Here is a 26,485-nt window from a genome sequence, read left to right on the forward strand (position 1 = left end):
CCCTAGACATCGAATTCGCCGTCCTTCACTCCCCCGACGAAATCCGCCCATTCCGCGGCAGTGAACACGAGAACGGCGCCGTCCCGATCGTGGCCGTCGCGCAAACCGACCTGCCCGTCCTCCAGCAGGGCGATCTCGACGGCGTCACCGCCGGCGGCGCCTCGCGCGCTCTTCTTCCAGACGCCGGACTGCTGCATGACGATCCTCTCGAACAACACCGGCAGTCGTTTCCAGTGACTGACCCGGCATGATTCTTCCACGGAGATCACTCCACACGGTTCAGGCAGCCGGTGTCGCGTCCGGCGGACCAGCCCGGTCCGGTCGCCGGGGGCCGGGGCCCGCGGGTGCCGCGGTGTTCACCGGAGCGCCTGTCACGCTACGCCCGATCTGAAAGGGTTGGTGAACACGCGGACCTCAATTGATCACCCGCACTAGGCTTGACAGGTGACTATCGCGCCTCAAGAAGATCGGCTGCACGCCCAGATCGAGTTCGCCCTGGAGATCGACAAGCTGAAGCGCGTGATCCGCCGTAACACACTCATGGACGGGTCGCGGAGGGAGAACGACGCCGAGCATTCCTGGTACATCGGCATGCTGGCGATGGTCATGGGCGAATACGCCCCACCTGGCACCGACCTGGACCGGGTCACGGCGATGCTGCTGGTGCACGACATCGTCGAGATCGACGCCGGGGACACCTTCATCTACGACTCCGCCGCGGTCGCCGCCCAGCCCGAGCTGGAGCGGAAGGCCGCCGAGCGCATCTTCGGCCTGCTCCCGGCCGACCAGGCCGGCCGGCTGCGTGAGCTGTGGGAGGAGTTCGAGGAGCGGCGCACGCCGGAGGCGAGGTTCGCCAAGGCGCTGGACCGGCTGGCTCCGATTCTCGCCAACCACAGAACGGAGGGCGGCACCTGGTCGCTCTACAAGGTAACCGCCGAGCAAGTTCGTAAAAATGTAAAAATCATTGAGGACGGTTCGCCCGCCCTGGGCCGCTATGCGGCGGAACTCATCGAGCTCTCCGTAAGCCGGGGGCACCTGGCCGTTTCCTAGCATCGCGGTCTGGCGGCTAGGGTGCTTTACGGTGTTCTCCCCGTACATGCGGGTAGGTCACCATCCAGCGAGAGGGGGCGCCGGTGAAAGAGACAGTCAAGACCGGGCGGCGGTCTCTGCGACGCATGTGGCCCACCATCGATCTCGCGGAGCGGCTGGAAAGCACCACGACGATGGACCGGCCGATCCAGATCGTGGCGCGAGCCGTGCGCGGGATCGTCCGACCGGGCCGGGTTCGCGACCTGCTGCACGGTGTGCCCACCGGCAATCCCGTGCATCCGCCGCTGACCACGGTCAGCCTGGGCTGCTGGCTGGCCACGGCGGTGCTCGACCTGTCGTCGGTGGACCGGCGGGCCGCCCGGACCGTGCTCGCCACCGGCATCGCCGGGTCCGTGCCGGCCATCGCCGCCGGGCTCACCGACTGGTCCTCGCTGCACCGGGAGCAGCAGCGCGTCGGCTTCGTGCACGCGATCGCCAACCTGGGCGCGACCTCGCTCTACACCGCCTCCCTGCTGCTGCGCCTGTCCGGGCGCGAGCAGGCGGGCCGGGCGCTGGCCTTCGCCGGGCTCGGCGCCGCCGGGCTGGGCGGTTACCTCGGCGGGCACCTGTCCTACCGGCTGGCCGCGGGCGCCAACCACGCCGAGTCGGTGACGCATCTCATGCCGCTCGGCTGGCACAACCTGTGCGACCTCAAGGACCTGCCCGACGGCCGCCCGGTGGCCCGCCGGCTGGGCTATATCGACCTGTTCGTGCTGCGCACCGGTGAGGACGTGACGGTCCTCGCGGACGGCTGCTCCCATCTCGCGGGCCCGCTCCACCAGGGCAGGCTGACCAGCGAGGACGGGCAGGTGTGCGTGGTCTGCCCGTGGCACGGCAGCACGTTCCGGCTGTCCGACGGCGCCGTGGTGCACGGCCCGGCGACCGCGCCGCAGCCGGCCTTCCAGACCCGGGTCCGCCGGGACGGCCTCATTCAGGTCCGTCCGGCGCAACCGGCCTGACACGTCACCGTGCTTTTATTGGCTTTATGGCAAACCCGGCGATTCTGACCGTCGACGACGATCCGGCTGTGTCCCGCGCGGTCGCCCGTGACGTGCGGCGCCGCTACGGCGACCGTTATCGCGTGGTGCGCGCCGATTCGGCGTCCGCCGCCCTTGAGGCGCTCCGTGAGATCAAGCTCCGTGGCGACCAGGTGGCGGTCATCCTGGCCGACTACCGGATGCCGGAGATGAACGGCATCCAGTTCCTCGAAGCGGCCATGGACCTCTTCCCGCTGGCCCGCCGGGTGCTGCTCACGGCGTACGCGGACACCGACGCCGCGATCGACGCGATCAACGTCGTGGACCTCGACCATTACCTGCTCAAGCCGTGGAACCCGCCGGAGGAGAAGCTTTACCCGGTGGTGGACACGTTGCTGGACGCCTGGTCGTCCACGCCGGAGGTGGCCGCGCCCGACATCCGGGTGGTGGGGCACCGCTGGTCGGCTCCGTCGTTCGTGGTGCGCGACTTCCTGGCCCGCAACCTGGTGCCCTATCGCTGGCTGCAGGCCGACGAGCCGGAGGGTGAGCGGCTGCTGATGGCCGCCGGGGTGTCCCCGTCGGACGTGCCGGTGGTCGTCACGGCGGACGGCAAGTCGCTGGTCCAGCCGTCGGAGGCCGAGCTGGCCGCGAACGTCGGCCTGACCACCACCCCCGCGTCCGACTTCTACGACCTCGTCGTGGTCGGCGCCGGTCCCGCCGGGCTCGGCGCGGCCGTCTACGGCGCGTCGGAGGGGCTGCGCACCCTGCTCGTCGAGCAGCGCGCCACCGGCGGCCAGGCCGGGCAGAGCAGCCGGATCGAGAACTACCTGGGCTTCCCCGACGGCGTGTCCGGCGCGCAGCTCACCGACCGGGCGCGGCGGCAGGCGCTGCGGTTCGGCGCCGAGCTGCTGACCACCCGGGAGGCGGTGGGCCTCGCGCCTGGCGGGTCGAGCCGGCTGCTGCACTTCGGCGACGGCTCCACCATCGCCGCGCACACCGTGGTGCTGGCCACCGGCGTCTCCTACCGGCTGCTGGACGCCCCCGGCCTGGCCGAGCTGTGCGGACGCGGCGTCTACTACGGCTCCGCCGCCACCGAGGCCCCCCACTGCTCCGGCGAAGAGGTCTACATCGTGGGCGGCGCCAACTCGGCGGGTCAGGCCGCGGTCTACTTCTCCCGGTACGCCCAGCGGGTGAACATCCTGATCCGCGGCAGCGATCTTACCCGTTCCATGTCGCAGTACCTGATCGAGCAGATCGCCCGGCTCGGCAACATCGTGGTGCACCCGCACACCGAGGTCGCCGCGGGCGAGGGCACCGAACACCTGGAGACGCTGACGCTGCGCGACACCCGTTCCGGTGAGACGCGCACGGTGGACACCTCGTGGCTGTTCGTCTTCATCGGCGCCGAGCCGCGCACCGGCTGGCTCGACCAGGTGGTCGACCGGGACGAGCGCGGCTTCGTGCTCACCGGTCCGGACCTGCTCAACGACGGGCGGCGGCCGTCGGGCTGGCCGCTGCCGCGCGACCCGTACCACCTGGAGTGCAGCATGCCGGGCGTGTTCGCGGCCGGTGACGTGCGGGCCACGTCGGTCAAACGGGTGGCGAGCGCGGTGGGCGAGGGCGCGATGGCGGTCTCCCTGGTGCACCGCTATCTGGAAGCACAGTGAACGGCCCGCAGGAGGACCGATGACCGAGCACGACGACCGGCTGACTCCGGGCGAGCTGCGCACACTCTTCCTCTTCGAGGCGCTCGACGACTCCCAGCTCGCCGCGTTCACCGAGCGCGGCCGGGTGCGACACCGCTCGGCCGGCGAGGTGGTCTACACCGAGGGCGACCCGGCGACCTGCTTCTACGTGCTGCTCAGCGGCGCGGTCACGCTGACCAGGCTGATCCGCGGCGACGAGGTGGAGATCATCCGCAGCGACCAGCGGGGCGCGTACGGCGGGGCCATCCAGGCGTACATGGGCGACCGGGCGGACCAGGTCTACGCCAACACGATGCGCGCGGTCACCGACGTGGAGCTGTTCGAGCTGCCCGCCGACCTGATCGCGACCTCGGTGCGCGAGTGGTTCCCGATGGCGATGCACCTGCTGGAGGGGCTCTTCCTCGGCATGCGGGCCAACCAGACGATCGTCGGCGAGCGGGAGCGGCTGCTCGCGCTGGGCGCGCTGTCGGCGGGGCTCACCCACGAGCTGAACAACCCGGCGTCCGCGGCCGTGCGGGCCACCTCGGTGCTGCGCGACCGGGTCGCCGGCATGCGGCACAAGCTGGCGATGATCGCCGACGGCCGGCTGGACGGCACCCGCCTGCACCATCTCGTCGAACTCCAGGAGGCGGCGGTCAAGAAGGCCGCCTCGGCGGCTCCGCTGTCGCCGCTGGCCGCCTCCGACGCCGAGGACGTGCTCGGCGACTGGCTCGACGAGCACGGCATCGCCGGCGCCTGGGACCTCGCCTCCACCCTGGTCGCGGGCGGCATCGACGCCGACTGGCTGGAGCAGGTCTCGCTGGCCGTGGGCGAGGACAACCTGGACTCGGCGGTGCGGTGGATCACCTACACGATCGACACCGAGCTGCTCATGGGCGAGATCGACGACGCGGCCACCCGGATCTCCGGCCTGGTCGCCGCGGCCAAGCAGTATTCCCAGCTCGACCGCGCGCCGTACCAGGTCGTCGACGTGCACGACCTGCTCGACGCGACGCTCACCATGTTCAAGGGCAAGTTCCCGCCCGGCATGCGCAAGGTCAGGGAGTACGACAGGTCGCTGCCGCAGATCCCGGCGTACGCGGCGGAGCTCAACCAGGTGTGGACGAACCTCATCGACAACGCGCTGCACGCGATGGGCGACAGCGGGACGCTGACCGTGCGCACCTCGCGCAGCGACGACATGGTCATGGTGGAGATCGGCGACACCGGTCCCGGCATCCCGGCGGAGATCCGGCCGCGCATCTTCGAGCCCTTCTTCACGACGAAGCCGGTCGGCCAGGGCACGGGGCTCGGACTGGACATCTCCTACCGGATCGTGGTGAAGAAGCACCACGGTGACATCCGGGTGGAGTCCAGGCCCGGGGAGACGTGGTTCCGGGTGCTGCTGCCGACGGTGGTCGTGCCCGGGTGAGCCCGGTGCCGGTCAGCCGCGCAGCAGGTTGACGATCGCGGCCACGCCGACAACCACCACCACGCCGCGCAGCACCCCGGTGGGCAGCTTGCGGCCGAGCCGCGCGCCGAGGTAGCCGCCCGTCATCGTGCCCAGCGCGATCACCGCCACGGCGTGCCAGTCGACGGGCGCGATGAAGACGAACATCGTCGCGGCGGAGGCGTTGACGATCAGGGTCAGCACGTTCTTCACCGCGTTGACGCGTTGCAGGTTGTCGTCGAGGAAGCTGCCGAGCAGCCCGATGAGCACCACGCCCTGCGCGGCGGCGAAGTAGCCGCCGTAGATCCCCGCGCCGAGGACGCCGAGCCGCAGCCACGGCCCGCCGTGCGGGTGCGCGGCCTGCCTGCGCTTCACCAGCCACTTGTTGAGGTACGGCTGGCTGATCACCAGCACGCAGGCCAGTCCGATGAGGATCGGCACGATGAACTCGAACGCCTTCTCCGGCAACCGGAGCAGCAGCAGCCCGCCGATGATCGAACCGATGACCGAGCTGATGCCCAGCCGGACGATCCGCCCCCGCTGCCCCTTGAGCTCGGCCCGGTAGCCGAGGACTCCGGTGACCCCGCCGGGCACCAGGCCGACGTTGTTGGAGACGATCGCCACCACGGGCGGGTAACCGAGCGCGAGCAACGTGGGGAACGTGATCAGTGAGCCCGATCCGACCACCGCGTTGATCGATCCGGCCCCGACTCCGGCCGCGAACACCGCGACCGCCTCCAATGGCGTCAATTCCCCACTCCTCCAATGGCCTTCCGCCCTGATGGTAGGGGGGATCAGGTCATGGACTCTCCTTGGGGGGCGTGAACAGGCCGCCGAGCCCCTCCAGCGCCTTGCTGATTTCGGACGGCACAATCCACACCTTATTGGCGTCCCCTTTGGCTATTTCGGGCAGGGTCTGCAGGTACTGGTAGGCCAGCAGCCGCTGGTCGGGTTTGCCTTCGTGGATCGCCCGGAAGACCAGCGCGATGGCGTCCGCCTGGCCCTTGGCCCGCATCGCGTGCGCCTCGGCCTCCGCCTGGGCGCGCAGCACGACCGCCTCGGCCTCGCCGGTCGCCTTGAGCACGGCCGCCTGCCGCTCCCCCTCGGCGGTGAGGATCGCCGCCTGCCTGCGCCCCTCGGCTTCGAGCACGACCGCCCGCTTGTCCCGGTCGGCCCGCATCTGCCGCTCCATCGAGTCCTGGATCGCGTGCGGCGGCTCGACGGACTTCAGCTCGACCCGGTTGATCCGGATCCCCCAGCGGGCGGTGGCCTCGTCGAGCACGTCGTGCAGCTCGGCCCTGATCGCCTCCCGGGACGCGAGCACCCGCTCCAGGTCCAGGGCGCCGACCACGTTGCGCAGGGTCGTCACGACGAGATGCTCGACGCCGGCCATGACGTCGGCGATCTCGTAGGTGGCCGCCCGGGGATCGGTGACCTGGAAATAGGCGACGGTGTCGACGGAGACGACGAGATTGTCGGCGGTGATCACATGCCTCGGCGGGAAAGAGACGACCTGCTCCCGCAAATCGACAAGATCTTTCATCCGGTCCAGGAACGGCACCACCAGGGCCGGTCCCGGTTCCAGGGTGCGGTGATAACGGCCGAGGCGTTCCACGATCGCCGCCGTGCCCTGCGGGATGGTCCGAATCGTGCGGTACAGGGTGAACCCCATGATCGCCACGATGACGATGATGACGATCAGTTGCTCTATACCCATCTCGGCCCCCTGTCGATTGACTCGAAAACAGAAGTCGGCCGAAATGATATTTGGTTTTTCCTTTACGAACCGCCGAATTGCTTATCTGCTCAGAGATAGTGCGCCCGCGCGTACCACCGGCCGTCACGCCCGCGCTCCAGGGTGAGCGGCACGCCGAAGGTCTTGGACAGGTTGTCCGCGGTCATCACGTAGTCGATCGGCCCCTGCGCGACCACGGTGCCGTGCCGCAGCAGCATCACGTGCGTGAACCCGGCCGGGATCTCCTCCACGTGGTGGGTGACCAGCACCATCGCCGGCGAGCGCGGGTCGAGGGCGAGCGCGGACAGCCGCCGCACGAGATCCTCCCTGCCGCCGAGGTCGAGCCCGGCGGCAGGCTCGTCGAGCAGCAGCATCTCGGGATCGGGCATCAGCGCCCTGGCGATCTGCACCCGCTTGCGCTCCCCCTCGGACAGGGTGGAGAACCGCCGCCTGATGAGATGCGCGCAACCCAACTGGTCGATCAGCTCGACGGCCCGGGTGACGTCATGGGAGTCGTACTCCTCGTTCCACCGGCCGAGGATCGCGTACGACGCCGTGAGGACCAGGTCGATGACCTTCTCGTCCGGCGGCACCTTCTCTGCCAGCGCCGAGCTGGCCAGGCCGATCCTCGTGCGCAGCTCCAGCACGTTGGTCTGCCCGAGGCGCTCGCCGAGGAGCTCCACCTCGCCCTCGGTCGGATAGAGCAGGGCCCCCACGACCTGCAACAACGTGGTCTTGCCCGCGCCGTTGGGCCCGATCACCACCCAGCGCTCGTCCTCGCCGACGGCCCAGTCGATGCCGCGCAGCAAGGCGGCACCGTCCCTGCGGACGGCGACATCCTGGAGTCGCAGCACCTGCCCACCCATCCCCGATCACTCCCTTACACGTAGCTCGGCTAAAACCTATTGCAGGATCAGCGCATATCGTGGACCGGTGCACGCTGATTCACCGATCTCCGGGGCGCTGGTCTGCTGGGGGAACGCCTGGCTCACCGGCCACCTCGGTCTGGACGAGGCCGTCGACCGCGTCGAGCGCTCGGCCGGCCCCAGCCTGGTCTGCGCCGTCGGCACGCCGCCGCCCTGGCAGGACCCCGAATCCGCGCCCTCGTCCCGGTCCGGAGAAGGCGGCGGGAATCCCTCCCCCGGCCACGGCGCCTCTCCCGCGCGCCGGGGCGCGGCCGATCCCGCGGGACCCAACGGCGGCATGCCGGCCGAGATGCCGCTGCGCAGGTTCCTCGCCGAGTTGAAGATCGCTGGATTGCGGGCGTTCCGTCTCGCGCTGCCCGTCGCGGGCGACCCTCTCGGCCTCACCGGACCGCCCTCCTTCAACTCCGCCGCCATCGAGGCGGGTGAGGCGGCGATAGCCGTACTGCCTCGCGGATGCGTCGGTCTCATACCCTCCCAAGACCGGCGCGGCTCATCTTACGTGGGCGTCCTGTGGTCGGCTCTGGAGGCCGCCCCCGCGGCGCCGGACGTGCCCTCGCTGGCTGAGGCCGAGCACGCGCTGACCATGGCGATGCATACCGCCACCGAGACCCTCGCGAGCGTCGAAGGGCCGCGCCAGGCGCATCCCGGCACGGCCCTGAAGACGGCGGACGGCACACTGGCCCCGGGCTATCCCGCCCGCGCCCACCGCGTGGCCGCCCTGTCGGCCCGGCTGTCCTCGGTGCTGCGGCTGGCCGACGAGCGCGGCCTCACCTCGGCGCAGGTCAGCGCGCGCGGCGACGCCCTCCGCGACCTCGACCGCGCGGTCCGCCGCGCCCGGGTGGCCGCCCATCACGCCATCCTCGACCCGACGCTCTGAGGCCACCCCGCACGGCGGCTACCAGGCCAGGTAGGCGCTGAGGCCGGGTGGCGAGAGCACCGGCCTGGACTGCTGCTGACCGACCCTGGCCACGACCGGGCCGGTGCAGCCCGGCCCCGCGTGCACGGTGGCGACCGCCGGGATGCCGGGCCGGCCGAAGGTGTTGGCGACGGATCTGATCGGGAAAGGCGTCTCGACGCATCCCGCACCCGGCGACAGATAGATCATCCTTCCGGTGAAGGCGGGTTCGCTCCACCCGCAGACGGCGCCGCTCCGGCAGTCTTCGACATCCGCCGCGGCCGGTCTCGCCGGGCCCCCGACCGGCGATATGACGATCCCGGCCACGACAGCCGACGAGAATAGGCGAATATTTCGCCACATATTCACGTGTGACCCCTTTCCCCGATTCCCCTTTGAGGCCGACTTTGACACGCGAGCCATGCCGCGTCAACGCATTAGGTAAATTTTCCGGAGCCGGATAGCGCGACAAATCGCCGTTTCGGGTCGAGCGCCGGGGATATGGAAAGGGATACGGAAAACGGTTCGGGCGGTGAAGCGAGCGGCGCGGCCTTTATCAGGGAAGGTCCAGGGCGGTGCCGTAAAGGCGGGCGACCCTGAGCCTTATCACCAGGCGCTCGTCCAGCACCATCTGCTGGAAAAAGGCGGCCTCGTCGGCCGGATCCTCGAAGGGCGGCCGTAGCGAGAGCAACTCGCGGCCGGTCCCGTCGCCGGGCGTCACGCTGACCGGGGAGAGCTCCACCTCGCCCTCCGCGACGGCGAAGGACATGAAGTCCGCGCTGGAGACGTACAGCGCGGCGCGCGGGTCCGCGCGCAGCAGGCGCACCTTGGCCCGGCCCGGCCTCGTGCTGATCCGGGCGATCCGCTCAACCGGGTCCCAGCCGTAGACCACGGTCGACAGGTGCGGGCGGCCGTCGCGCTTGTTCGCGGCGAGGGCTCCGAAGGTGTGCGAGGCGAGGAAGCCGCTGAGGGCGTCGTCGGTGAGGTCGCGGGCCTCCGGACCGGCGCCGGGGGCGTACTGCTCGGGCATGTGGCCTGCTTTCGAGGGGCGAAGGGCTTCGGCGCGGAGGTGAGGTGGAGAGCTTCGGCGCGGAGGTGGGGACGGGGGTGGAGGGGCTTCGGCGCGGAGGTGGGGACGGGGGTGGAGGGGCTTCGGCGCGGAGGTGGGGACGGGGGGCTTCCGCGCGGGGCCAGGAGGTGGGGACGGGGGTGGGGAGCTTCGGTGCGGGTCAGGAGGTGGGGAGGGGGGACGGGTGCTCGGTGGGCGCGGGCCGTTCCGGGGTGGCGGGGCGCGGGCGGCGCAGGACGACGGCGGCGAGGACGCCGGCGGCGACCAGCAGGCCGGCGCCGATGCCGAAGGCGAGGCGGAAACCGCCGGTGAGCGCGGCGGCCGTGCTCTCGCCGGCGGCGGCCAGCGTGCCGGTGCGCGCGGCGGCCAGGGTGGACAGCACCGCCACGCCGAGCGCGCCGCCGACCTGCTGCGTGGTGTTGAACAGCCCCGAGGCCACCCCGGCGTCATCCGTTCCCGCGCCCGACATGCCGAGCACGGTGACCGCCGAGATCGCCAGCCCGAAGCCGGCCGCCAGGATCATCGTGGGCAGCAGGTGCACGGCGTAGACGGCGTCCACCGGCAGCCGGAGGAGCAGTACCTGCCCCGCCAGCAGCAGCGCGATCCCGGTGAGCAGCATCCGGCGCTCGCCGAAACGCGCGTTGAGCCGGGCCGTCAGCAACAGCGACACCGTCCCGATCATCACGGCCGCCGGCAGCATGGCGAGGCCGGTGGCCGCCGCGCCGTACCCGTGCACGTTCTGCAGGTAGAGCGCGATGAGGATCTGGAACCCGAACATCGCGGACACCATCAGCACCTGGACCAGGTTGGCCCCCGTGACGTCGCGCGAGCGGAACATCCGCAGCGGCAGCAGCGGCGTGGCGGCGGTGGCCTGCCGGGCGACGAAACCGGCGAGCAGCAGCACCGACAGGGCGGCGAGGCCGAGGGTGCGCGCCGAACCCCAGCCGTGGTCGGCGGTCTGCACGATCGTGTAGACGGTGAGCATCAGCCCGGCGGTCACCAGCAGCCCGCCGAGGGCGTCGGCCCCGGCGCCGAGCCCGGGCCCGCGGTCCTTCGCCAGCACCCGTACGGCCAGCAGCACGGCGGCTACGCCGATCGGCACGTTGATGAAGAAGATCCAGTGCCAGCCGGCCGACTCGGTGAGCACGCCGCCGAGGACCTGGCCGATCGAGGCCCCCGCGGCGCCGACGAAGCTGAAGGCGCCGATCGCCTGGCCGCGTTCGCGCGGCTCGGGGAACAGCGCGATGATCATGCCGAGGCTCACCGCGGACGCCGCCGCGCCGCCGGCCCCCTGCAGGAACCGCGCCGCGATCAGCACCTCCTGGCTGGTGGCGAAGCCGCACAGCAGGGACGCGAGGGTGAACACCGTCAGACCGGCGACGAACATCCGCCTGCGGCCGACCAGGTCACCGAGCCGCCCGGCGAGCAGGAGCAGGCCGCCGAACGCGATCAGGTAGGCGTTGACGGTCCAGGTGAGACCGGCGGGTGAGAAGTCGAGATCCCGTTGGATGGCGGGCAGCGCCACGGTGACGATGCTGCCATCGAGAATGATCATCAACATCCCGGCGCAGAGTACGGCCAGGGCCGTCCAGCGCGAGCGGGAAGTGGACATGGGAGTCCTCCTGGTTCGCGATTGCGACAACAGGAGAGACCGTAGCAGATGGTTTTGTAATAGACGATATGCTTCGGACCTAGTTTCGCCGCTGCCGCGCACGCCGTACCGGCCGTGCCGACTCCTCCGGGGTGGCCAGGGGACCTTCGACCAGCAGCCCCAGCGCGGCGGCGAACCCGTCACGGGACCCGGGCGGCAGCGCGTCGAGCACGCTGCGGTGCACCCGATCGGCGATCTTCGTGCCCGCGGCCACGGCCTGCTCGCCGGCCTCGGTCACCGCGATGATCCGCGCCCGCCGGTCGGTGCTGGACGGTTGCCGCCGGGCCAGGCCGAGACGCTCCAGCTCGTCCACGGTGACGACCATCGTCGTCTTGTCCAGATCGGCGATCTCGGCCAGCTCGATCTGGGTCCGCTCCGCCTCCAGCGCGTGGAAGAGCACGCAGAAGGCCCGTGGCGTGATCCCGAGCTCCACGAAGGCGGCCGACATCTGGCTCGCCAGGACGTGGCTGGCGTGTGCCAGCATGCCGGACAGGTCGGGCACCAACCGGTTGGGCAGCGTCACGGTCATGACATCCAGACTACCAACAGAAGTCTTTTACCAGATTATCTGCGAAGCACCTCATCGGCGTGGGCCTCCTGCTCCGGCGAGCAGGAGGCCGCCGGCTCAGGAGAGAGAGCCGAAGCGCCAGATGCGCAGCGTCCGGTCGGCGCCGGTGGAGGCGAGCATCAGGCGGCCGTCGTCGTCCACATAGGGGGCCAGCGCGGTGGCGGCGCCCTGGTGCGCGTCCTCGATCTTGCCCCGGAGCTTGCCCGAGCCGAGGTCCCACACCCGCAGCACCCCGTCACCGCTGGCGGCGACCACGGTGTCCCGGTCGCCCACCTCGACCCGGCCGAGCGCGTAAACCGTCTTCTTCGGCCCGCCGAACGGCGCGCGGGCCGACTTCCTGCTGCCGGGACTCCACACCCGCACGGAGTTCTCCTCGCCGCCGGAGATCACCACCGGCCGCCCCTGCAAAGTGCCGGTGGCCAGCGCGTCCACCGCCTTCGTGTGCCCGTGGTACGGCTTGCCGATCTCCCGCGGCCGGGACAGGTCCCACAGCCGCACGGTCTCGTCACGGCTGCCGGAGACCAGCACCTTCCTGTCGCCGACCGTGGCCGTGGTCAGGGACGTGACGGCGGACTTGTGCCCGCGCAGCGGCCGGGCGAGCGCCTTGCCCCGGTCCAGGTCGAAAAGGGTGATCGTGTGGTCCTTGGCCGCGGCGGCCACCAGGGTCCGCTTGCCCACCTTGGCGACGGTCACCGCGGTCACACCGCCACGCCGCACCGCGTACGCCTTGCCGTACGGCCGGCCGTTGCCGAGGTTCCACGCCCGGACGTAGCCGTCCTTGCCGCCTGACACGGCGACGGGCCTGCCGTCCAGTGTCACGGTGGCGACCGTCTCGACGGCTCCCTTGTGCCCCTTGAGCGGCTCCCCGACGGGCTCGCCGGTGTCGGCGTCGCGTAACCGGACCATGCCGTCCGCGGCGCCGGCCACCACGACCGGGCGCCCGTCCACGGAGACGACGGCGAGCGCGGGCACGACGTACGGCAGGTCCACCGAGCGCACCCGGTAGCCGTATCCCAGCCAGGACGTCGTCCCGGCGACCGGCGGCGGCGACTCCTGCCGAGCGCCCGCGGCCGGCGGCGGGGTCTCCTGCCCTGCCGCCGCGTCCGTCCCGGCCGGCGGCATCCGGTTGGTCGCGACCGCCGCCGGTGAGGCCACCTGGGCCTGGTTGACGATGCCGACCGTGGGCACCGCGCGGGGACCGGTCACCAGTTCCAGCCCGCCGCCGAACCCCAGCCACACGGGCACGGCCACCACCGCCGCCACCCCGGCCGCGAGAAGCGCCTTCCTCCCGCGCCGCCCACGCCCCACCGGCCGCCCCGAGGCCCCCGCCGCCCCACCGGACGGCCCCGCCGCACTACCCGGTCCCGCCACCGGACGCCCGGCTCCGCCACCGGCCCCGGCCCCGGCCTTCGACGCCCCGACTCCCGAAACCCCGGCCTTGGACGCCCCAGCCCCTGAAGCTCCGGCCTTCGACGCCCCTGAAGACTTGGCCTTCGGCGCTCCAGCCCCTGAAGCCCTGGCCTTCGAGCCTCCAACCCCTGAGGCCCCGGCCCTTGACGCTCCAGCCCCTGAAGCCCCGGTCTTCGACGTTCCAGCCTCTGAAGCGCCGGTCTTCGACGCTCCGGCCTCTAAAACCCCGGTCGTTGACTCTTCAGCTCCGGAAGCCCTGGTCCGCGACGCCCCGGCACCTGATCCCGCGGCCACCGAACCGCCGGACGATCCGCCGTCCGTGGACTCCTCGGGCTCGGTGCGGCCGGACGCGGCGGCCCCTGAGAGCGCCGGAGCGCTGCTTCTCCCGCCCTCCGGCCCGCTGTCCCGAGACCGCTCCCGGCTCGCCCGGTCCTCGCCGCCCTCGGCCGTCTCAGCGCCACTCGCGCCGCCATCCGCGCCCGCAAGCGCGGCCGACCCCGCAGGGCCTCCGAACACCTCACCGCCGGCCCCGCCCGGCGTTTCACCACCCGGGCCACCGGACGCCTTACCCCCGGAGCCCTTCGACGCTTCTCGCCCCGAGCCCCCGGACGTACCACCGCGCGAGCCCTTCGAGGCTGCACCACCCGAGCCACCCGAACCAGCCGACCCACCCGAGCCGCCCGAACCGCCGGACGCCCTGGCATCCGTTCCTCCCGACGCGGTGCCGCCCGAACCGCCGGTCCCGGACGCCTCAACGCCCACGACCCCGTTGGCCCCGTTCGCCCCACCGCCCGAACCGCCAGAAGCGCCCGAACCAGCCGGACCGCCCGGAGCCCCGGCCACCTTGACACCCGGACCGCCCGCAGACCCGGCCGCGCCGGCGGACCCGGCCACCGGGCCACCCACGCCTCCGGCGCCCTTCGTACCCGAGCCGCCCGCGCTCCCGGACGCCCTGACCGCCGAGCCGCCCGCGATCCCGGAGCCCTTCGCGCCCGATCTCGCGGCGGTTCCAGCCGCCCTGACCAGCGGGCCGCCCGCGGTCCCGGACGCCCTGACCCGCGGGCGGGCCGATGTCCTGCCGCCGACGGTCGCGGTCGTCTCCCGGCTCTCCACGGCGGACGTCTTGCGCCCGGGAGTCCCGGCCGCGTCTCCACCCGCCGTCACCGGCGCCCCGTCGCCCGGAGCCCCGGCGGCGGCACCGCCGGACGCCTCGAATCCCTGGGAGGCCCCGGCGACCGCCTCCACGTCCGTCTCGGACGCCGCTCCGCCGTACCCTCCCCGGGACACCCCGGCGACCGCCGTGCCGGGCACGCCCGCGACCGCACCCTGCGTGCCACCCGGGGCGCCCTCGCCGGACACCTCGACGGTGAGCGTCACCGACCACGTGACCGGCCCGCCGGACGGCTCCGGCACGTCGCCGGTGGTGTCAGTCGAGTCAGCGGCGGCGGAAGGCAGCGCGGCGGCGGCGGCGGTGCGCAGCTCGGCGGTGGCCGCGACGGCGGACAGCTTGTCGAGGACCTCGGCCATGGTGGGCCGGGCGGCAGGCGACTTGGCCAGGCAGCGGGTGAGGAGGAGGCCCAGCTCGCCGGGGACGGCCGACAGGTCGGGGGCGCCGGCGAAGACCCGGTCCAGCACGGCCTGCACGGAGTCGTCGTCGAACGGCCCGCGGCCGGTCGCGGCGAAGTACATCGCGGCGGCCCAGCTGAACACGTCCGAGGCGGGACCCACCTCGTCCCCGGAGACCTGCTCCGGCGACATGTACTCCGGGGCGCCGACGGTCGCGCTGAACATCGTCGCCGCGGCGTCCAGCGCGGTCGCGATCCCGGCGTCGAGCAGCCACGGCCCGTCACCGCCGAGCATGATGTTGCCCGGCTTGACGTCCCTGTGCACGATGCCCGCCTCGTGCAGCGAGGCCAGGGCGCGCGCGGTGCCCGTGACGAGGTCCATCAGCCGCTCGTCCGACACGTTCACCGACAGCGGGAAACCGTGCGCGAGGGTGTAGACGAGGTAGGGACGGCCGTCGTGCACGCCCGCGTCGAGCAGGCGGGGGACGTGCGGGTGCTCGGACTCACGCAGCGCCTCGATCGCGGTCAGGAACCGGCCGGGCCCTTCGTCGGTCAGCCGGAACCGCGGGTGGAGCAGCTTGATCGCGACGGCGACGCCGTCGGGGTCGTCGGCCGCGTAGACCACACCCTGGTCGCCCTCACCCAGACGGCCGTAGACCTCGTAGCCGCCGAGCACGTCGGGATCACCCGGGGCGAGCGGCATGCGCACCTCCTCCGGCAAGGCAGAGCCGGGATGGCGGGCTCTCGCGAAGATCACGATCACCCGGCGTACTTGTAGTGGGTCCACACGATACGCCGCTCGGGACCCGGGCAAGGTCGTCTCCGGGGTCCAGATTCCAGATCTTGATCTGTCCCGCCCGGCTCAGGCCAGGCCGTGCCGTACCGCGAAAAGGGCCGCCTGTGTCCTGTCCTGCACACCTAGCTTCATCAGCACGTTCGAGACATGCGTCTTGACAGTTTTCTCCGCCACGGTCAACTCCCGGGCGATCTCCCGGTTGGACCGGCCGGCCGCGATGAGTTTCAGCACCTCCCGCTCGCGCTCCGTGAGCGGGCTGCCCGGCGGCGCGACGACGGGGGCGGGCACGGCCGCGGCCCCGGCGAGCACGGCCTCGGCCGCCTCGGGGGCGAGCAGCACCTGGCCGCCCGCCACCGCCCTGATCGCCTGCACCAGCGCGGGCGGATCGACGTCCTTGTACAGGAACCCGGCCGCGCCCGCCCGCATCGCGGGGGTGACGTCGTCGCGGTCGCTCACCGAGGTCAGCACGAGCACCCGTACGGCGAGGCCGCGCTCGGCCAGGGCGGCCAGCGCGCCGTGCCCGTCGAGGACCGGCATCCGCAGGTCGAGCAGCAGCACGTCGGGGGCGAGCGAGGCCACGAGGTCCACCGCCGCGGCGCCGTCGGCGGCCTCCCCGACCACGGACACGTCCTCCTGCAGGTCGAGGAAGGTACGCAGCCCCTGCCGGACGATGGGATGATCGTCGGCGATCACCACCTTGATCACGAAGGTACCTCCATCCGGACCGTCGTCCCGGCACCCGGCGCGGACGTGACCCGCACGTCGCCGCCGACGGCCTGCGCCCGATCCTTCATCGAGGCGAGCCCGAGGCCGCGCGCCGGGATCGCCCCGGCGTCGAAGCCGGTCCCGTCGTCGGACACCTCCAGCACCAGCCGGCCGTCCCCGCGCGCCAGCCGTACCGCGACCGTGGTGCCGCCGGCGTGCCGCAGCGCGTTGTGCAACGCCTCCTGGGCGACCCGCAGGACGGCCACCTCCACCTCGGGCGGCTCGGGAGGCGGGTGGTCCGCCGGCTCCGGGCCCTCGAAGGTGACCGCCGGCGGGTGGACGCGGTCGAGCAGCCGCACGTGCTTGCGCAGCGTCTCGGCCAGCCCGTGCCGGTCGAGGTCGGCGGGACGCAGCTCGACGATGACCGCGCGCAGCTCGGACAGCGCCTCCCCGGCGAGACGCTGAACCTGCCACAGTTCGGCGGCGGCGGCCTCCGGCCGGGTGGCGATCAGCGCCTCGGCGGCCTGCGCGGTCAGCCGGAGCGAGAACAGCTTCTGGGCGACGGCGTCGTGCAGCTCGTGCGCCATCCGGGTGCGCTCCTCGACCATGGCCAGCTCCCGGCCGCGCTCGTAGAGCCGCGCGTTGGTCAGCGCGATCGCCGCGTGCGCCGCGAAGAGCGTGAGCAGTTCCTCGTCGGCGTCGGTGAACCCGCCCGGTTTGCGCTTGTTGGAGACGAAGATGATGCCGAGCACGTTCTCGCCGTCCCGGATCGGCACCCCGATGAAGTCCTTGAGCACCGGGTGCGCCCGCGGCCACCACTCGAACCGCGGGTCCCTGCGGATGTCGCGCAGCCGGACCGGCGCCCCCTCCCGCAGCATCGCGCCCAGCATGCCGTGCTGGCGCGGCGTCGGCCCGATGGCCTGCCACTGCTCGTCGGTGACGCCCTCGGCGACGAACTCGGCGAACGCCCCCTCGGCGTCGGGCACCCCGAGCGCCGCGTAGCGGGCGTCGAGCAGCCGCTGCGCCGAGCGCACGATGACCTGGAGCACCTCGCGGACCGACAGGTGCCGGGTCACCGAGAGCACGGCCGAGCTCACCGCGTGCAGGACCGCCGTCTCCTCGTCTGGCACACCCTCGCCCACTTGCTCGACCACACCGCTCACCCTAAGCGCTGAGCCGGAACGGACCAGGGCCCGCGGTCCTAAGCCCATCAGCGGATACCCGCCGGACCTTGCGCCCGATGCCGCGCCGCCGCCGCGTTCCTACCGTCGGAGCCATGACAGGAAACGCACTCATCACCGGCGCCTCCAGGGGACTCGGCCGCTCCCTGGCCCGCGCCCTGGCGGCCGACGGATGGCGTCTCGTCCTCACCGCACGCGGCGCGGACGACCTGCACGACACCGCCGCCGAGCTGGGTTCCGCCGCGCTCGCCCTGCCCGGCGACGTGGCCGACCCGGCGCACCGCGACCGGCTGGCCCGCGCCGCGGACGGGCTGGGCGGCCTCGACCTCCTGGTGAACAACGCGAGCGGGCTCGGGCCGACGCCGCTTCCGACGCTCGCCGGATATCCGATCGACGACCTGGCCGAGTTGTTCGCGGTCAACGTGCTGGCCCCGCTCGCCCTCATCCAGGCGGCCCTGCCGGGCCTGCGCGCCCGCCGCGGAGCGGTGGTCAACATCTCCTCCGACGCGGCCGTGGAGGCTTACGAGGGCTGGGGCGGGTACGGCGCGACCAAGGCGGCGCTGGAGCAGGTGTCGCACGTGCTGGCCGCCGAGGAGCCCGACGTGGCGGTCTGGTGGGTGGACCCGGGCGAGATGAACACCCGGATGCTCGCCGCCGCCGTCGGCGCCGAGGACGCGGCCGGCGCGCCGTCGCCGGACACCGTGACGCCGACGATCCTGCGCCTGGTCGGGGAACGGCCGGCGAGCGGAAGGCTGGCCCACCGATGAGCGCCGGGATCGACTTCGCGCTGCCCGCCCCGCTGGAGGCGCACGAGCCGCCCGAGGCGCGCGGCCTGGCCAGGGACGGCGTGCGGCTGCTGGTCTCCCGGCTGGCCGGCGGGGAGATCTCCCACCACAGGTTCACCGACCTGCCCGGCCTCCTCGCTCCCGGCGACCTGCTCGTGGTCAACAACTCGGCGACCCTGCCCGCCGCCGTCCGCCTGGACCGCCTCGCCGTGCACTTCTCCACCGCGCGGGAGGACGGCTCGTGGCTGGTCGAGCTGCGCCGCCGTACCGGGGAGGACACCGAGCCCTACCCGGGCGGGACCGCCGGGGAGTGGCTGCCGCTGCCGGGCGGCGCGACCCTGCGGCTCGTCCGGCGGGAGACGCCGCGCCTGTGGCGGGCCCGGCTGGACCGCGACGTCGAGGACTACCTGCGTCGGTACGGCAGGCCGATCCGCTACTCCTACGTGCCCCGGGACTGGCCGCTGGCCGACTACCAGACGGTGTTCGCCGTCGTGCCGGGCAGCGCGGAGATGCCCAGCGCCGGGCGGCCGTTCAGCGCCGGACTGGTCACCGCCCTGGTCTCCCGGGGGATCGGCGTCGCCCCGATCACCCTGCACACCGGGGTGGCCTCGCCGGAGAAGGACGAACCGCCCTACCGGGAGCGGTTCCACGTCCCCGCTGCCACCGCGCGGCTCGTCAACGCCACGCACGAGGCCGGGGGCAGGGTCGTCGCGGTGGGCACCACGGTGGTGCGGGCGCTGGAGACGGCCGCCGCCGGGCGGGGACGCGTCGCCTCCGCCGACGGCTGGACGTCGCACATCGTCACCCCCAAGGCCGGGGTGCGCGTCGTGACCGGCCTGCTCACCGGCCTGCACGAGCCGCGGTCCAGCCACCTGTCGATGCTCGCCGCGGTCGGCGGCGGCGAACTCGTGGCACGTTCCTACGAGGAGGCGCTGCGCGAGGGGTACCTCTGGCACGAGTTCGGCGACACCCATCTCATCCTGACGTCCTAGGACACCTTCCTCAGCGGGATCCCGGCGGCCTTCTGCGGGATCCCGGCGGCCTTTTGCGGGATCCCGGCGGCCGGCTCGGCCGCGGGCAGGTCGAGCGGCCGAAGGCCGTACACCAGGCGGTCCTCCTCGGCGTGCGCGGCGGCGGCCACCGCCGCCTCGGCCAGCCGGGCGTACGCGCGGCGGGCGGGCTCCCCGTGGGCCGCGGGCCGGCCCGGCGAGGGCAGCAGCGTGACCTCCGCGACGAGCCGGCGCACGGCGATCACCCGGAGCATGGAGGCCACCAGGGTGTCCTCGCCGACGAACGCTGCCGCCGTGGTGGGCGCGTCGCCGTCGAGGAAGCGGAGCGCGACCGGGAGCACCGGGGCGTCCGCGTCCAGCGCCGCCTGGAACACGGCGGGACGGAACCGGCCCATCCCCCGGCCGCACCAGGTCGTGCCCTCCGGGAAGGCCACCACCGGGTGACCTTCCCGGAGCGCCCCCGCGACCTGGCCCACCGCCTGCGGCAGCGCGGTGAGCCGCTCCCTGTCGATGAAGAGGACGCCGGCCGCCGTGGCCAGCAGCCCGATCAGCGGCCACTCCCTGACCTCGCGCTTGGCCAGCAGCCGGCCCGGCACCGCAGCCGCGAAGATCAGCGGGTCCAGCCAGGAGGTGTGGTTGGCGACCAGCAGCGGGGCCACACCGTCCTTGGTCCTGCCGGGCGGCTCGGCCTCGTAACGCAGGTCGATCCGCACGCCCAGCGCGAGCAGCACCAGCCGCGCCCAGATCATCGTCAGCCGGATCCGCCCCGACGTGCCGGCCCGGGAGGCCACCAGGGCCAGCGGGATACCGGCGAGCAGCACCGGGAAGGCGGTGCACACCCGCAGCACGCGCAGCGTCGGCCGGGCGGCGGAGGCGATGGGCCTGATGCAGGACGGGGCGCACGGGGAGACGGGGAACCACGCGGTCATGGTTTTACGCCCAGGAAGTGCCGCAGGTAGCGGATGTCGACGTTGGCCAGGGAGAGCAGCACGAAGAAGTCGGCGGTGCCGAAGTCGGGGTCGTAGGCGGCGGGGCCGCAGACCCAGGCGCCCAGGCGCAGGTAGCCGCGCAGCAGCGAGGGCATCGTGAACCGGTCGGGACGCTCGATCCCCTCGGGGGACCACGGCCGGTGCGGCGTGACACGGTACTCCGGCGGCGCGAGGTGCCGCTCCTGGACCCGGTCGTGCACGGCCGCGGCGAGCGAGCCGCCGTCGTCGAGCGGCACCGAGCAGCAGCCGGCGAGCCAGGTGTGCCCGCCCTCCACCATGTACCGGGCGATCCCCGCCCACATCAGCCCGACCACGGCGCCGCCGCGGTGCTCGGGATGCACGCAGGACCGGCCCACCTCGACCAGGTTCCCGCGCAGGCGGCCGAGCGCGGCGAGGTCGAACTCGGTGTCGGAGTAGAGCCGGTCCGCCCGGCCGGGTGCCAGCAGCCGGTAGGTGCCGACGACCTCACCCGACTCTCCGGACCGGACGAGGAGATGGTCGCAGTAGGCGTCGAAGCGGTCGGCGTCCACACCGGTCATGGGCGTGTCCAGCCGGGCGCCCATCTCGCCGGCGAAGATCTGGTAGCGGAGCCGCTGAGCGGCCTGGACGTCGGCGGCGGTCGTGGCCAGGCCCACCGTGTAGCGGCCCTGGGCGTCGGCGATCACCCCGCCGTCGAGGCGGCGTTCTGCGACGTCGGAGGAAAAGACTGAGGGCGTCATCGGGCGATAGCCTCCTGTTCTCGCATCTCAGGCCATCAAGTCATGGTGAGATGGCCGCAGCTCTACGCGTACGACGCCATCGAGCGTCAACATGGTGAACCGCGTTAACCCACTGGACACGGGGCAAGTACCGCTGCGTCGCACCCGCCAAGTACCGTTGTGAGAGATGAATCAGCGCACGCTTCTCATCACGCTGACCGGCCCCGATCGCCCCGGCGTGACCTCCAGGCTTTTCTCCGTCCTCGCCGGCTTCCCCGTCGTCGTCTCCGACGTCGAGCAGGTGGTCATCCGCGGCCGTCTCACTCTCGGTGTGCTCGTCGAGTACGCCGGGGGGCCCTCCACCGGCACCGGGCAGACGCTCGGCGCGCTGTGGAGCTCGGTCGAGCGGGTCGCCGACGATCTCGGCATGGAGCTGGAGCTGTCCACCGGCTCGACGGCCAAGGAGCAGCGCAGGCGCGGCCGGTTGCACGTGACCGTGCTGGGCGCGCCGCTGGCCCCCGCCGCGATGGCCGGCATCACCGGCCGCATCGCCGCCGCCGGGGCCAACATCGACCGCATCGAGCGGCTGGCGCACTACCCCGTGACCTGCATCGAGCTGGCCGTCTCCGGCGCCGACCCGGACGCGCTGCGCGTCGAGCTGGCCGCCGAGGCCGCCGCGCAGCAGGTCGACGTCGCCGTCCAGCGTTCCGGCCTGCACCGCAGGGCCAAGCGGCTCATCGTGATGGACGTCGACTCCACGCTGATCCAGGCCGAGGTCATCGAGCTGCTCGCGGCCCACGCCGGCTGCCTGGACGAGGTCGAGAAGGTCACCGCCGCCGCGATGCGCGGCGAGCTGGACTTCGCGGCGTCGCTGCGTGAGCGGGTCGCCCTGCTCGCCGGGCTGCCCGAGGAGGTCTTCGAGCGGGTGCGCGAGGAGGTCGTGCTCACCCCGGGGGCGCGCACGCTGGTGCGCACGCTCAAGCGGCTCGACTACCGCTTCGCCATCGTGAGCGGCGGGTTCACCCAGATCACCGACGCCCTGGTCACCGATCTCGGTCTGGACTACTCTGCGGCCAACACGCTGGAGGTCGCCGGCGGCAAGCTGACCGGCCGGGTCGTCGGCGAGATCGTCGACCGTCCCGGCAAGGCCCGCGCCCTGGAGCGTTTCGCCGCCCAGGCGGGCATCCCGATCTCGCAGACCGTGGCGATCGGCGACGGCGCCAACGACCTCGACATGATCGCCGCCGCCGGTCTCGGCATCGCCTTCAACGCCAAGCCCGTGGTGGCGCAGGCCGCCGACACCGCGGTCACCGTGCCCTACCTCGACTCGATCCTCTACCTGCTCGGCATCCCGCGGGCCGAGGTGGAGGCCGCTGACGCCGAGGACGGCCTCCACCCCGAGGCCCGCTGAGGGGCTTCAGACCCTGCCGGTCTTCGGGGCCCAGCGGATGCTCGCCCTACCGGCGGTCAGCTCCGCCCACGGGTCGGCCGACTCGATCACCGCGAACGCGCCGGGCGGGAACCCGGGGTCGCGTTCCCGGCCCGTCAGGCCCATGACCAGCTCGTGGACGCCCGGGTTGTGGCCGACGAGCATCAGGGTCGGCGTCTCGGGCTCGGCGGCGCGGACGAGGTCGAGCAGCTCGTCGGCGTACGCCTCGTAGATGCCGCGCTCGAAGCTCACGGGCGCGCCGGGGGCCAGCTCGGCCAGCGCCAGCTCCGCCGTACGCCGGGTGCGGACCGCGGGCGAGCAGAACACCCGGGTGGGCGACAGGCCGAGGTCGCGCAGCGTCACACCGGCCAGCTTCGCGTCACGCTCGCCCCGCTCGGTCAGCGGGCGCTCCCGATCGGGCCGGCCGGGCGCCTCACCCGCCTTGGCGTGCCGCAACACGATCAGCGTACGGCTCCGCGCCGGCTCTGATCCGGGCTCAGGCATGACGGGACGCCCAGATCGCCAGCACCACGATGGCGGCCAGGACGGCCACCATGGCCAGCAGGATCAGCGCCAGCGTCTTGCCCCCCGAGGGTCGGTCAGGCTGGGACACCGTACGGCCCTCCTTCGTTCGTCGGTTCGGCACAAGTCTCGCATCCCCGGGACGCGGTACGGCCCGCGGTCCCCCTCGGGACCACGGGCCGCACCCTGTCACTTTCCGTCATGCTTCTCGGCGGATCAGCTGCCGACCGGCTCGGGGGCGCGCTTCTCGCTCTCCCCGGACGGCGCGACGCTCGCCGAGCGCCGCTTGGAGACCACGATCACAGCGACCACGACGCCCACCGCCAGAATCGTCACGCCGATCCGCACCGGCGCGTTGTCGGCGAACGTGACGACGGCCGGGGCGATCAGCAGCGCCACGAGGTTCATCACCTTGATCAGCGGGTTGATCGCGGGACCGGCGGTGTCCTTGAACGGGTCGCCCACGGTGTCGCCGATCACGGTGGCCTCGTGCGCCTCGGAACCCTTGCCGCCGTGGTGACCGTCCTCCACCAGCTTCTTGGCGTTGTCCCAGGCGCCGCCCGAGTTGGCCAGGAAGACCGCCATGAGCGTGCCCGCCGCGATGGCGCCGGCGAGGTAGGCGCCCAGCGGGGCGTACCCCAGGGCGAAACCGACCGCGATCGGGGTCATCACCGCGAGCAGGCCGGGCGTGGCCAGCTCGCGCAGCGAGTCACGGGTGCAGATGTCGACGACCCGGCCGTACTCCGGCAGCTCGGTGCCGTTCATGATGCCCGGACGGTTGCGGAACTGGTCGCGGACCTCGAAGACCACCCGCATGGCCGCGCGCCCGACCGCCATGATCGCCAGCCCGGAGAACATGAACACGACCGCGGCGCCGATGATCAGGCCGACCAGCACGTTGGGCGAGTCGACGCCCAGGCTGAACGTGGCGAACGAGCCCAGCGCCTCCTTCACCCCGGCGGACGCCGCCGCCAGCTCCGTCTCGACCGAGGTGCGGAACGCGCCGAACAGCGCGGTCGCCGCGAGTACGGCTGTCGCGATGGCGATGCCCTTGGTGATCGCCTTGGTGGTGTTGCCCACCGCGTCGAGCGAGGTGAGCACCTGGGCGCCCTCGCCCTCGACGTCCCCGGACATCTCGGCGATGCCCTGGGCGTTGTCGGAGACCGGGCCGAAGGTGTCCATGGACACGATCACGCCGACGGTGGTGAGCAGCCCGGTGCCGGCCAGGGCGACCGCGAACAGCGCGATCGTCACGTTGCCGAAGCCGAGCAGGAACGCGCCGTAGACCGCGCCGCCGATGAGCAGCGCCGAGTAGACCGCCGACTCCAGGCCGACGCTGATGCCGGCGAGGATCACGGTGGCCGGACCGGTACGGGAGCTCTCGCCGATCTCCCGCACCGGCCGCCGGTTGGTCTCGGTGAAGTAGCCGGTGAGGATCTGGATCGCGCTGGCCAGCACCAGGCCGATCAGCACCGCGCCGATCGCGATCAGCCGCGGGTCGGTGGTGAGCGCGGCGATCTCCGGGCTCACGCCGGTGAGCTGGGAGAAGCTGCTGGGCAGGTAGAGGAAGGCGGCGACGGCGACCAGCACCGCCGAGATGGCCGCCGAGATGAAGAATCCGCGGTTGATGGCGACCATGCCGTTGCGGTCGCCCTCGCGCGAGGAGGTGACGAAGATCCCGATGATCGCCGTGATCACACCGATCATCGGGACGATCAGCGGGAAGACCAGGCCCTCGGTACCGAAGGCCACCTTGCCCAGGATGAGGCTGGCGACCAGCATGACGGCATAGGACTCGAACAGGTCCGCGGCCATGCCGGCGCAGTCGCCGACGTTGTCCCCCACGTTGTCGGCGATGGTCGCCGGGTTGCGCGGGTCGTCCTCCGGGATGCCCTGCTCGACCTTGCCGACCAGGTCGGCGCCCACGTCGGCCGCCTTGGTGAAGATGCCGCCGCCGACTCGCATGAACATCGCGAGCAACGCCGCGCCGAAGCCGAAGCCCTCCAGCACCGCCGGAGCGTCACCCCGGTAGATGAAGACGACGATGGCCGCGCCGAGCAGGCCGAGCCCGACGGTGAACATGCCGGCCACGCCACCGGTACGGAACGCGATCCGCATCGCGGCCTTCTCGCCGGCTTCCCGGGCCGCCGCGGCCACGCGGACATTTCCCCGCACCGCCAGCCACATGCCCATGAACCCGGTCAGAGCGGAAAAGACCGCCCCGATCACGAAGAAAACCGACCTGCCGATCTGCACGCCGGTCGACGCCGCCGGCAGCAGCAGAAGAAGGAAGGGAATCAGGATGACAAAAAGCGCGAGCGTCCGGAATTGCCGGGTGAGATACGCCGCGGCTCCTTCTTGTACGGCTCGCGAGATGTTCTGCATGCGCTCGGTGCCTTGACCGGCGCCGAGCACCTCGCGCACCAGGCCGCCGGCGACGGCCAGTGCGAGCAACGCCACGGCGGCCACCACGATCACGATCGTGAGATGACCACCACTCAGGTCGACCGTCGCGGTATCCGCGGCGGCTAGGTAAGGGCCAGACATCCGTTCTCCTCGGCAAGACGGGTACGTCCTGCCCGGACGGCGCTGCGATAATGATCTGGCGGGCGGCGGCGCACATCCGGGTCGGTTGGCAGTGCCGCTTCCGGTTGAGTCCGCAGACCTCCCGCAGATGGAACGCCTGCGGGACAAACCTTGGCCGGTGCCGGGGAGTCTACGCAGCGTCGCCGTGGATATGAAGTCTCTTCGGTCAGTGAATTAGCGACTCGTCCTTTATTCACCGGAACTTGACCAGGCCACGAGGTCGGTTTGACCGAGGCGACCATCCGAGTCGTCAGTTGTCCGGCACATTTTCTCCAGCCGTTATCCGGATTCCGGGCCAACCTAAAACATCATCATTCGCAGGGGTATCACGTAAAACACCACGTGTTGTGACCCCTCCATCGCACCGCAGGTCACACGTGTCGCGACCGTCCACACCCGCGCCCGCCGGTACGCCTCGGGCGTGGGCAAGGGTGCGTTCAATGCGTCCCGTATGCCCATTCGCCGCGTTGTGCCGACCGCGGCGGCCCGCTCCCCTTCGCCACTTCTCCCGGGCTATTCAGCGCCGATTAAGGGGCTGAGTTGTCGTGGCTTATGGGACGCGTAGTCGGAATTTGATCGGATGTTTCGGCACCCCACACCTTGCCCCCATCCCATATTCCACCCCCACCCCAAACCAACCCCCACCCCAAGCCCCACCCGCACGAGCCCCACCCAAGACCCACCATCCGGACGAGCCCCACCCCAAGACCCACCATCCGGACGAGCCCCACCCCAAGACCCACCATCCGGACGAGCCCCACCCC

General features: G+C 72.1%; 23 protein-coding genes. 8 read left to right on the forward strand and 15 right to left on the reverse strand.

Annotated features, from left to right (window positions below; translation table 11 throughout):
- Window positions 1-2: 2 nt before the first annotated feature.
- Window positions 3-218, reverse strand: a complete 216-nt coding sequence (locus QSK26_RS19895; RefSeq protein WP_285776679.1) for a DUF397 domain-containing protein — start codon at window positions 216-218, stop codon at window positions 3-5.
- 226 nt (window positions 219-444) lie between these two features.
- On the opposite strand from QSK26_RS19895, the gene QSK26_RS19900 reads away from it, so the two are divergent.
- From QSK26_RS19900 to QSK26_RS19915, 4 genes are all read left to right on the forward strand, one after another.
- Window positions 445-1,050, forward strand: a complete 606-nt coding sequence (locus QSK26_RS19900; protein ID WP_285776680.1) for an HD domain-containing protein — start codon at window positions 445-447, stop codon at window positions 1,048-1,050.
- 83 nt (window positions 1,051-1,133) lie between these two features.
- Complete coding sequence (locus QSK26_RS19905; RefSeq protein WP_285776681.1) at window positions 1,134-2,048, forward strand: Rieske (2Fe-2S) protein; 915 nt, start codon at window positions 1,134-1,136, stop codon at window positions 2,046-2,048.
- 26 nt (window positions 2,049-2,074) lie between these two features.
- The gene (locus QSK26_RS19910) at window positions 2,075-3,733 is read left to right on the forward strand and encodes an NAD(P)/FAD-dependent oxidoreductase (RefSeq protein ID WP_285776682.1); all 1,659 of its coding nucleotides are present in this window, start codon (window positions 2,075-2,077) and stop codon (window positions 3,731-3,733) included.
- 19 nt (window positions 3,734-3,752) lie between these two features.
- A complete protein-coding gene (locus QSK26_RS19915; protein WP_285776683.1) occupies window positions 3,753-5,183 on the forward strand; it encodes an ATP-binding protein in 1,431 nt (476 codons plus the stop codon).
- Between the two features lie 12 nt (window positions 5,184-5,195).
- Here the strand turns inward: QSK26_RS19915 and QSK26_RS19920 are convergent, their stop codons facing one another.
- The 3 genes from QSK26_RS19920 to QSK26_RS19930 form a co-directional block, all read right to left on the reverse strand.
- Window positions 5,196-5,951: a sulfite exporter TauE/SafE family protein gene (locus tag QSK26_RS19920; protein ID WP_285776684.1), complete on the reverse strand. Its 756-nt coding sequence runs from the start codon at window positions 5,949-5,951 to the stop codon at window positions 5,196-5,198.
- A 49-nt stretch (window positions 5,952-6,000) separates the two neighbouring features.
- A complete protein-coding gene (locus tag QSK26_RS19925) occupies window positions 6,001-6,918 on the reverse strand; it encodes an SPFH domain-containing protein (RefSeq protein ID WP_285776685.1) in 918 nt (305 codons plus the stop codon).
- A gap of 89 nt (window positions 6,919-7,007) precedes the next feature.
- Window positions 7,008-7,802: an ABC transporter ATP-binding protein gene (locus QSK26_RS19930; protein ID WP_285776686.1), complete on the reverse strand. Its 795-nt coding sequence runs from the start codon at window positions 7,800-7,802 to the stop codon at window positions 7,008-7,010.
- Between the two features lie 67 nt (window positions 7,803-7,869).
- Between QSK26_RS19930 and QSK26_RS19935 the strand changes: the two genes are divergently transcribed.
- Window positions 7,870-8,739 carry an Rv1486c family protein gene (locus tag QSK26_RS19935; RefSeq protein WP_285776687.1) on the forward strand — a complete coding sequence of 290 codons (870 nt, stop codon included), beginning with the start codon at window positions 7,870-7,872 and terminating at the stop codon, window positions 8,737-8,739.
- 18 nt (window positions 8,740-8,757) lie between these two features.
- Here QSK26_RS19935 and QSK26_RS19940 read toward each other — a convergent pair whose 3' ends face one another.
- From QSK26_RS19940 to QSK26_RS19970, 7 genes are all read right to left on the reverse strand, one after another.
- Window positions 8,758-9,180, reverse strand: a complete 423-nt coding sequence (locus tag QSK26_RS19940) for a peptidase inhibitor family I36 protein (RefSeq protein ID WP_352244359.1) — start codon at window positions 9,178-9,180, stop codon at window positions 8,758-8,760.
- A 133-nt stretch (window positions 9,181-9,313) separates the two neighbouring features.
- Entirely contained in the window at window positions 9,314-9,787 is a 474-nt protein-coding gene (locus tag QSK26_RS19945; protein ID WP_285776688.1) for a TIGR03618 family F420-dependent PPOX class oxidoreductase, read from the reverse strand.
- A gap of 199 nt (window positions 9,788-9,986) precedes the next feature.
- Complete coding sequence (locus QSK26_RS19950; RefSeq protein ID WP_285776689.1) at window positions 9,987-11,438, reverse strand: DHA2 family efflux MFS transporter permease subunit; 1,452 nt, start codon at window positions 11,436-11,438, stop codon at window positions 9,987-9,989.
- 79 nt (window positions 11,439-11,517) lie between these two features.
- Window positions 11,518-12,006 carry a MarR family winged helix-turn-helix transcriptional regulator gene (locus tag QSK26_RS19955; RefSeq protein WP_285776690.1) on the reverse strand — a complete coding sequence of 163 codons (489 nt, stop codon included), beginning with the start codon at window positions 12,004-12,006 and terminating at the stop codon, window positions 11,518-11,520.
- A 96-nt stretch (window positions 12,007-12,102) separates the two neighbouring features.
- On the reverse strand, window positions 12,103-15,723 hold the full coding sequence (locus tag QSK26_RS19960; protein ID WP_285776691.1) for a WD40 repeat domain-containing serine/threonine protein kinase: 3,621 nt from the start codon (window positions 15,721-15,723) through the stop codon (window positions 12,103-12,105).
- Window positions 15,724-15,882: 159 nt separating this feature from the next.
- Window positions 15,883-16,521, reverse strand: coding sequence for a response regulator (locus tag QSK26_RS19965; RefSeq protein ID WP_285776692.1), 639 nt, complete (start codon window positions 16,519-16,521; stop codon window positions 15,883-15,885).
- A complete protein-coding gene (locus QSK26_RS19970) occupies window positions 16,518-17,675 on the reverse strand; it encodes a GAF domain-containing sensor histidine kinase (RefSeq protein ID WP_285776693.1) in 1,158 nt (385 codons plus the stop codon). The genes QSK26_RS19965 and QSK26_RS19970 overlap by 4 nt, the downstream gene beginning before the upstream one ends.
- Before the next feature lie 122 nt (window positions 17,676-17,797).
- Between QSK26_RS19970 and QSK26_RS19975 the strand changes: the two genes are divergently transcribed.
- Together QSK26_RS19975 and QSK26_RS19980 are read left to right on the forward strand one after the other, a co-directional pair.
- On the forward strand, window positions 17,798-18,469 hold the full coding sequence (locus QSK26_RS19975; protein ID WP_285776694.1) for an SDR family NAD(P)-dependent oxidoreductase: 672 nt from the start codon (window positions 17,798-17,800) through the stop codon (window positions 18,467-18,469).
- Entirely contained in the window at window positions 18,466-19,479 is a 1,014-nt protein-coding gene (locus QSK26_RS19980; protein WP_285776695.1) for an S-adenosylmethionine:tRNA ribosyltransferase-isomerase, read from the forward strand. Before QSK26_RS19975 ends, QSK26_RS19980 begins: the two co-directional genes overlap by 4 nt.
- Here the strand turns inward: QSK26_RS19980 and QSK26_RS19985 are convergent.
- Complete coding sequence (locus tag QSK26_RS19985; protein WP_285776696.1) at window positions 19,476-20,426, reverse strand: lysophospholipid acyltransferase family protein; 951 nt, start codon at window positions 20,424-20,426, stop codon at window positions 19,476-19,478. The two genes, QSK26_RS19980 and QSK26_RS19985, sit on opposite strands and share 4 nt — an antisense overlap.
- The gene (locus tag QSK26_RS19990) at window positions 20,423-21,205 is read right to left on the reverse strand and encodes a GNAT family N-acetyltransferase (protein WP_285776697.1); all 783 of its coding nucleotides are present in this window, start codon (window positions 21,203-21,205) and stop codon (window positions 20,423-20,425) included. The genes QSK26_RS19985 and QSK26_RS19990 overlap by 4 nt, the downstream gene beginning before the upstream one ends.
- Before the next feature lie 166 nt (window positions 21,206-21,371).
- Between QSK26_RS19990 and serB the strand changes: the two genes are divergently transcribed.
- The gene (gene serB, locus QSK26_RS19995; RefSeq protein WP_285776698.1) at window positions 21,372-22,595 is read left to right on the forward strand and encodes a phosphoserine phosphatase SerB; all 1,224 of its coding nucleotides are present in this window, start codon (window positions 21,372-21,374) and stop codon (window positions 22,593-22,595) included.
- A gap of 6 nt (window positions 22,596-22,601) precedes the next feature.
- On the opposite strand, the gene QSK26_RS20000 is transcribed toward serB, so the two are convergent.
- Window positions 22,602-23,117: a SixA phosphatase family protein gene (locus tag QSK26_RS20000; protein ID WP_285776699.1), complete on the reverse strand. Its 516-nt coding sequence runs from the start codon at window positions 23,115-23,117 to the stop codon at window positions 22,602-22,604.
- A 234-nt stretch (window positions 23,118-23,351) separates the two neighbouring features.
- A complete protein-coding gene (locus tag QSK26_RS20005; protein ID WP_285776700.1) occupies window positions 23,352-25,682 on the reverse strand; it encodes a sodium-translocating pyrophosphatase in 2,331 nt (776 codons plus the stop codon).
- Between the last annotated feature and the right edge of the window lie 803 nt (window positions 25,683-26,485).

This window comes from Microtetraspora sp. NBRC 13810, from assembly GCF_030268685.1.
Classification (GTDB): domain Bacteria; phylum Actinomycetota; class Actinomycetes; order Streptosporangiales; family Streptosporangiaceae; genus BSRQ01.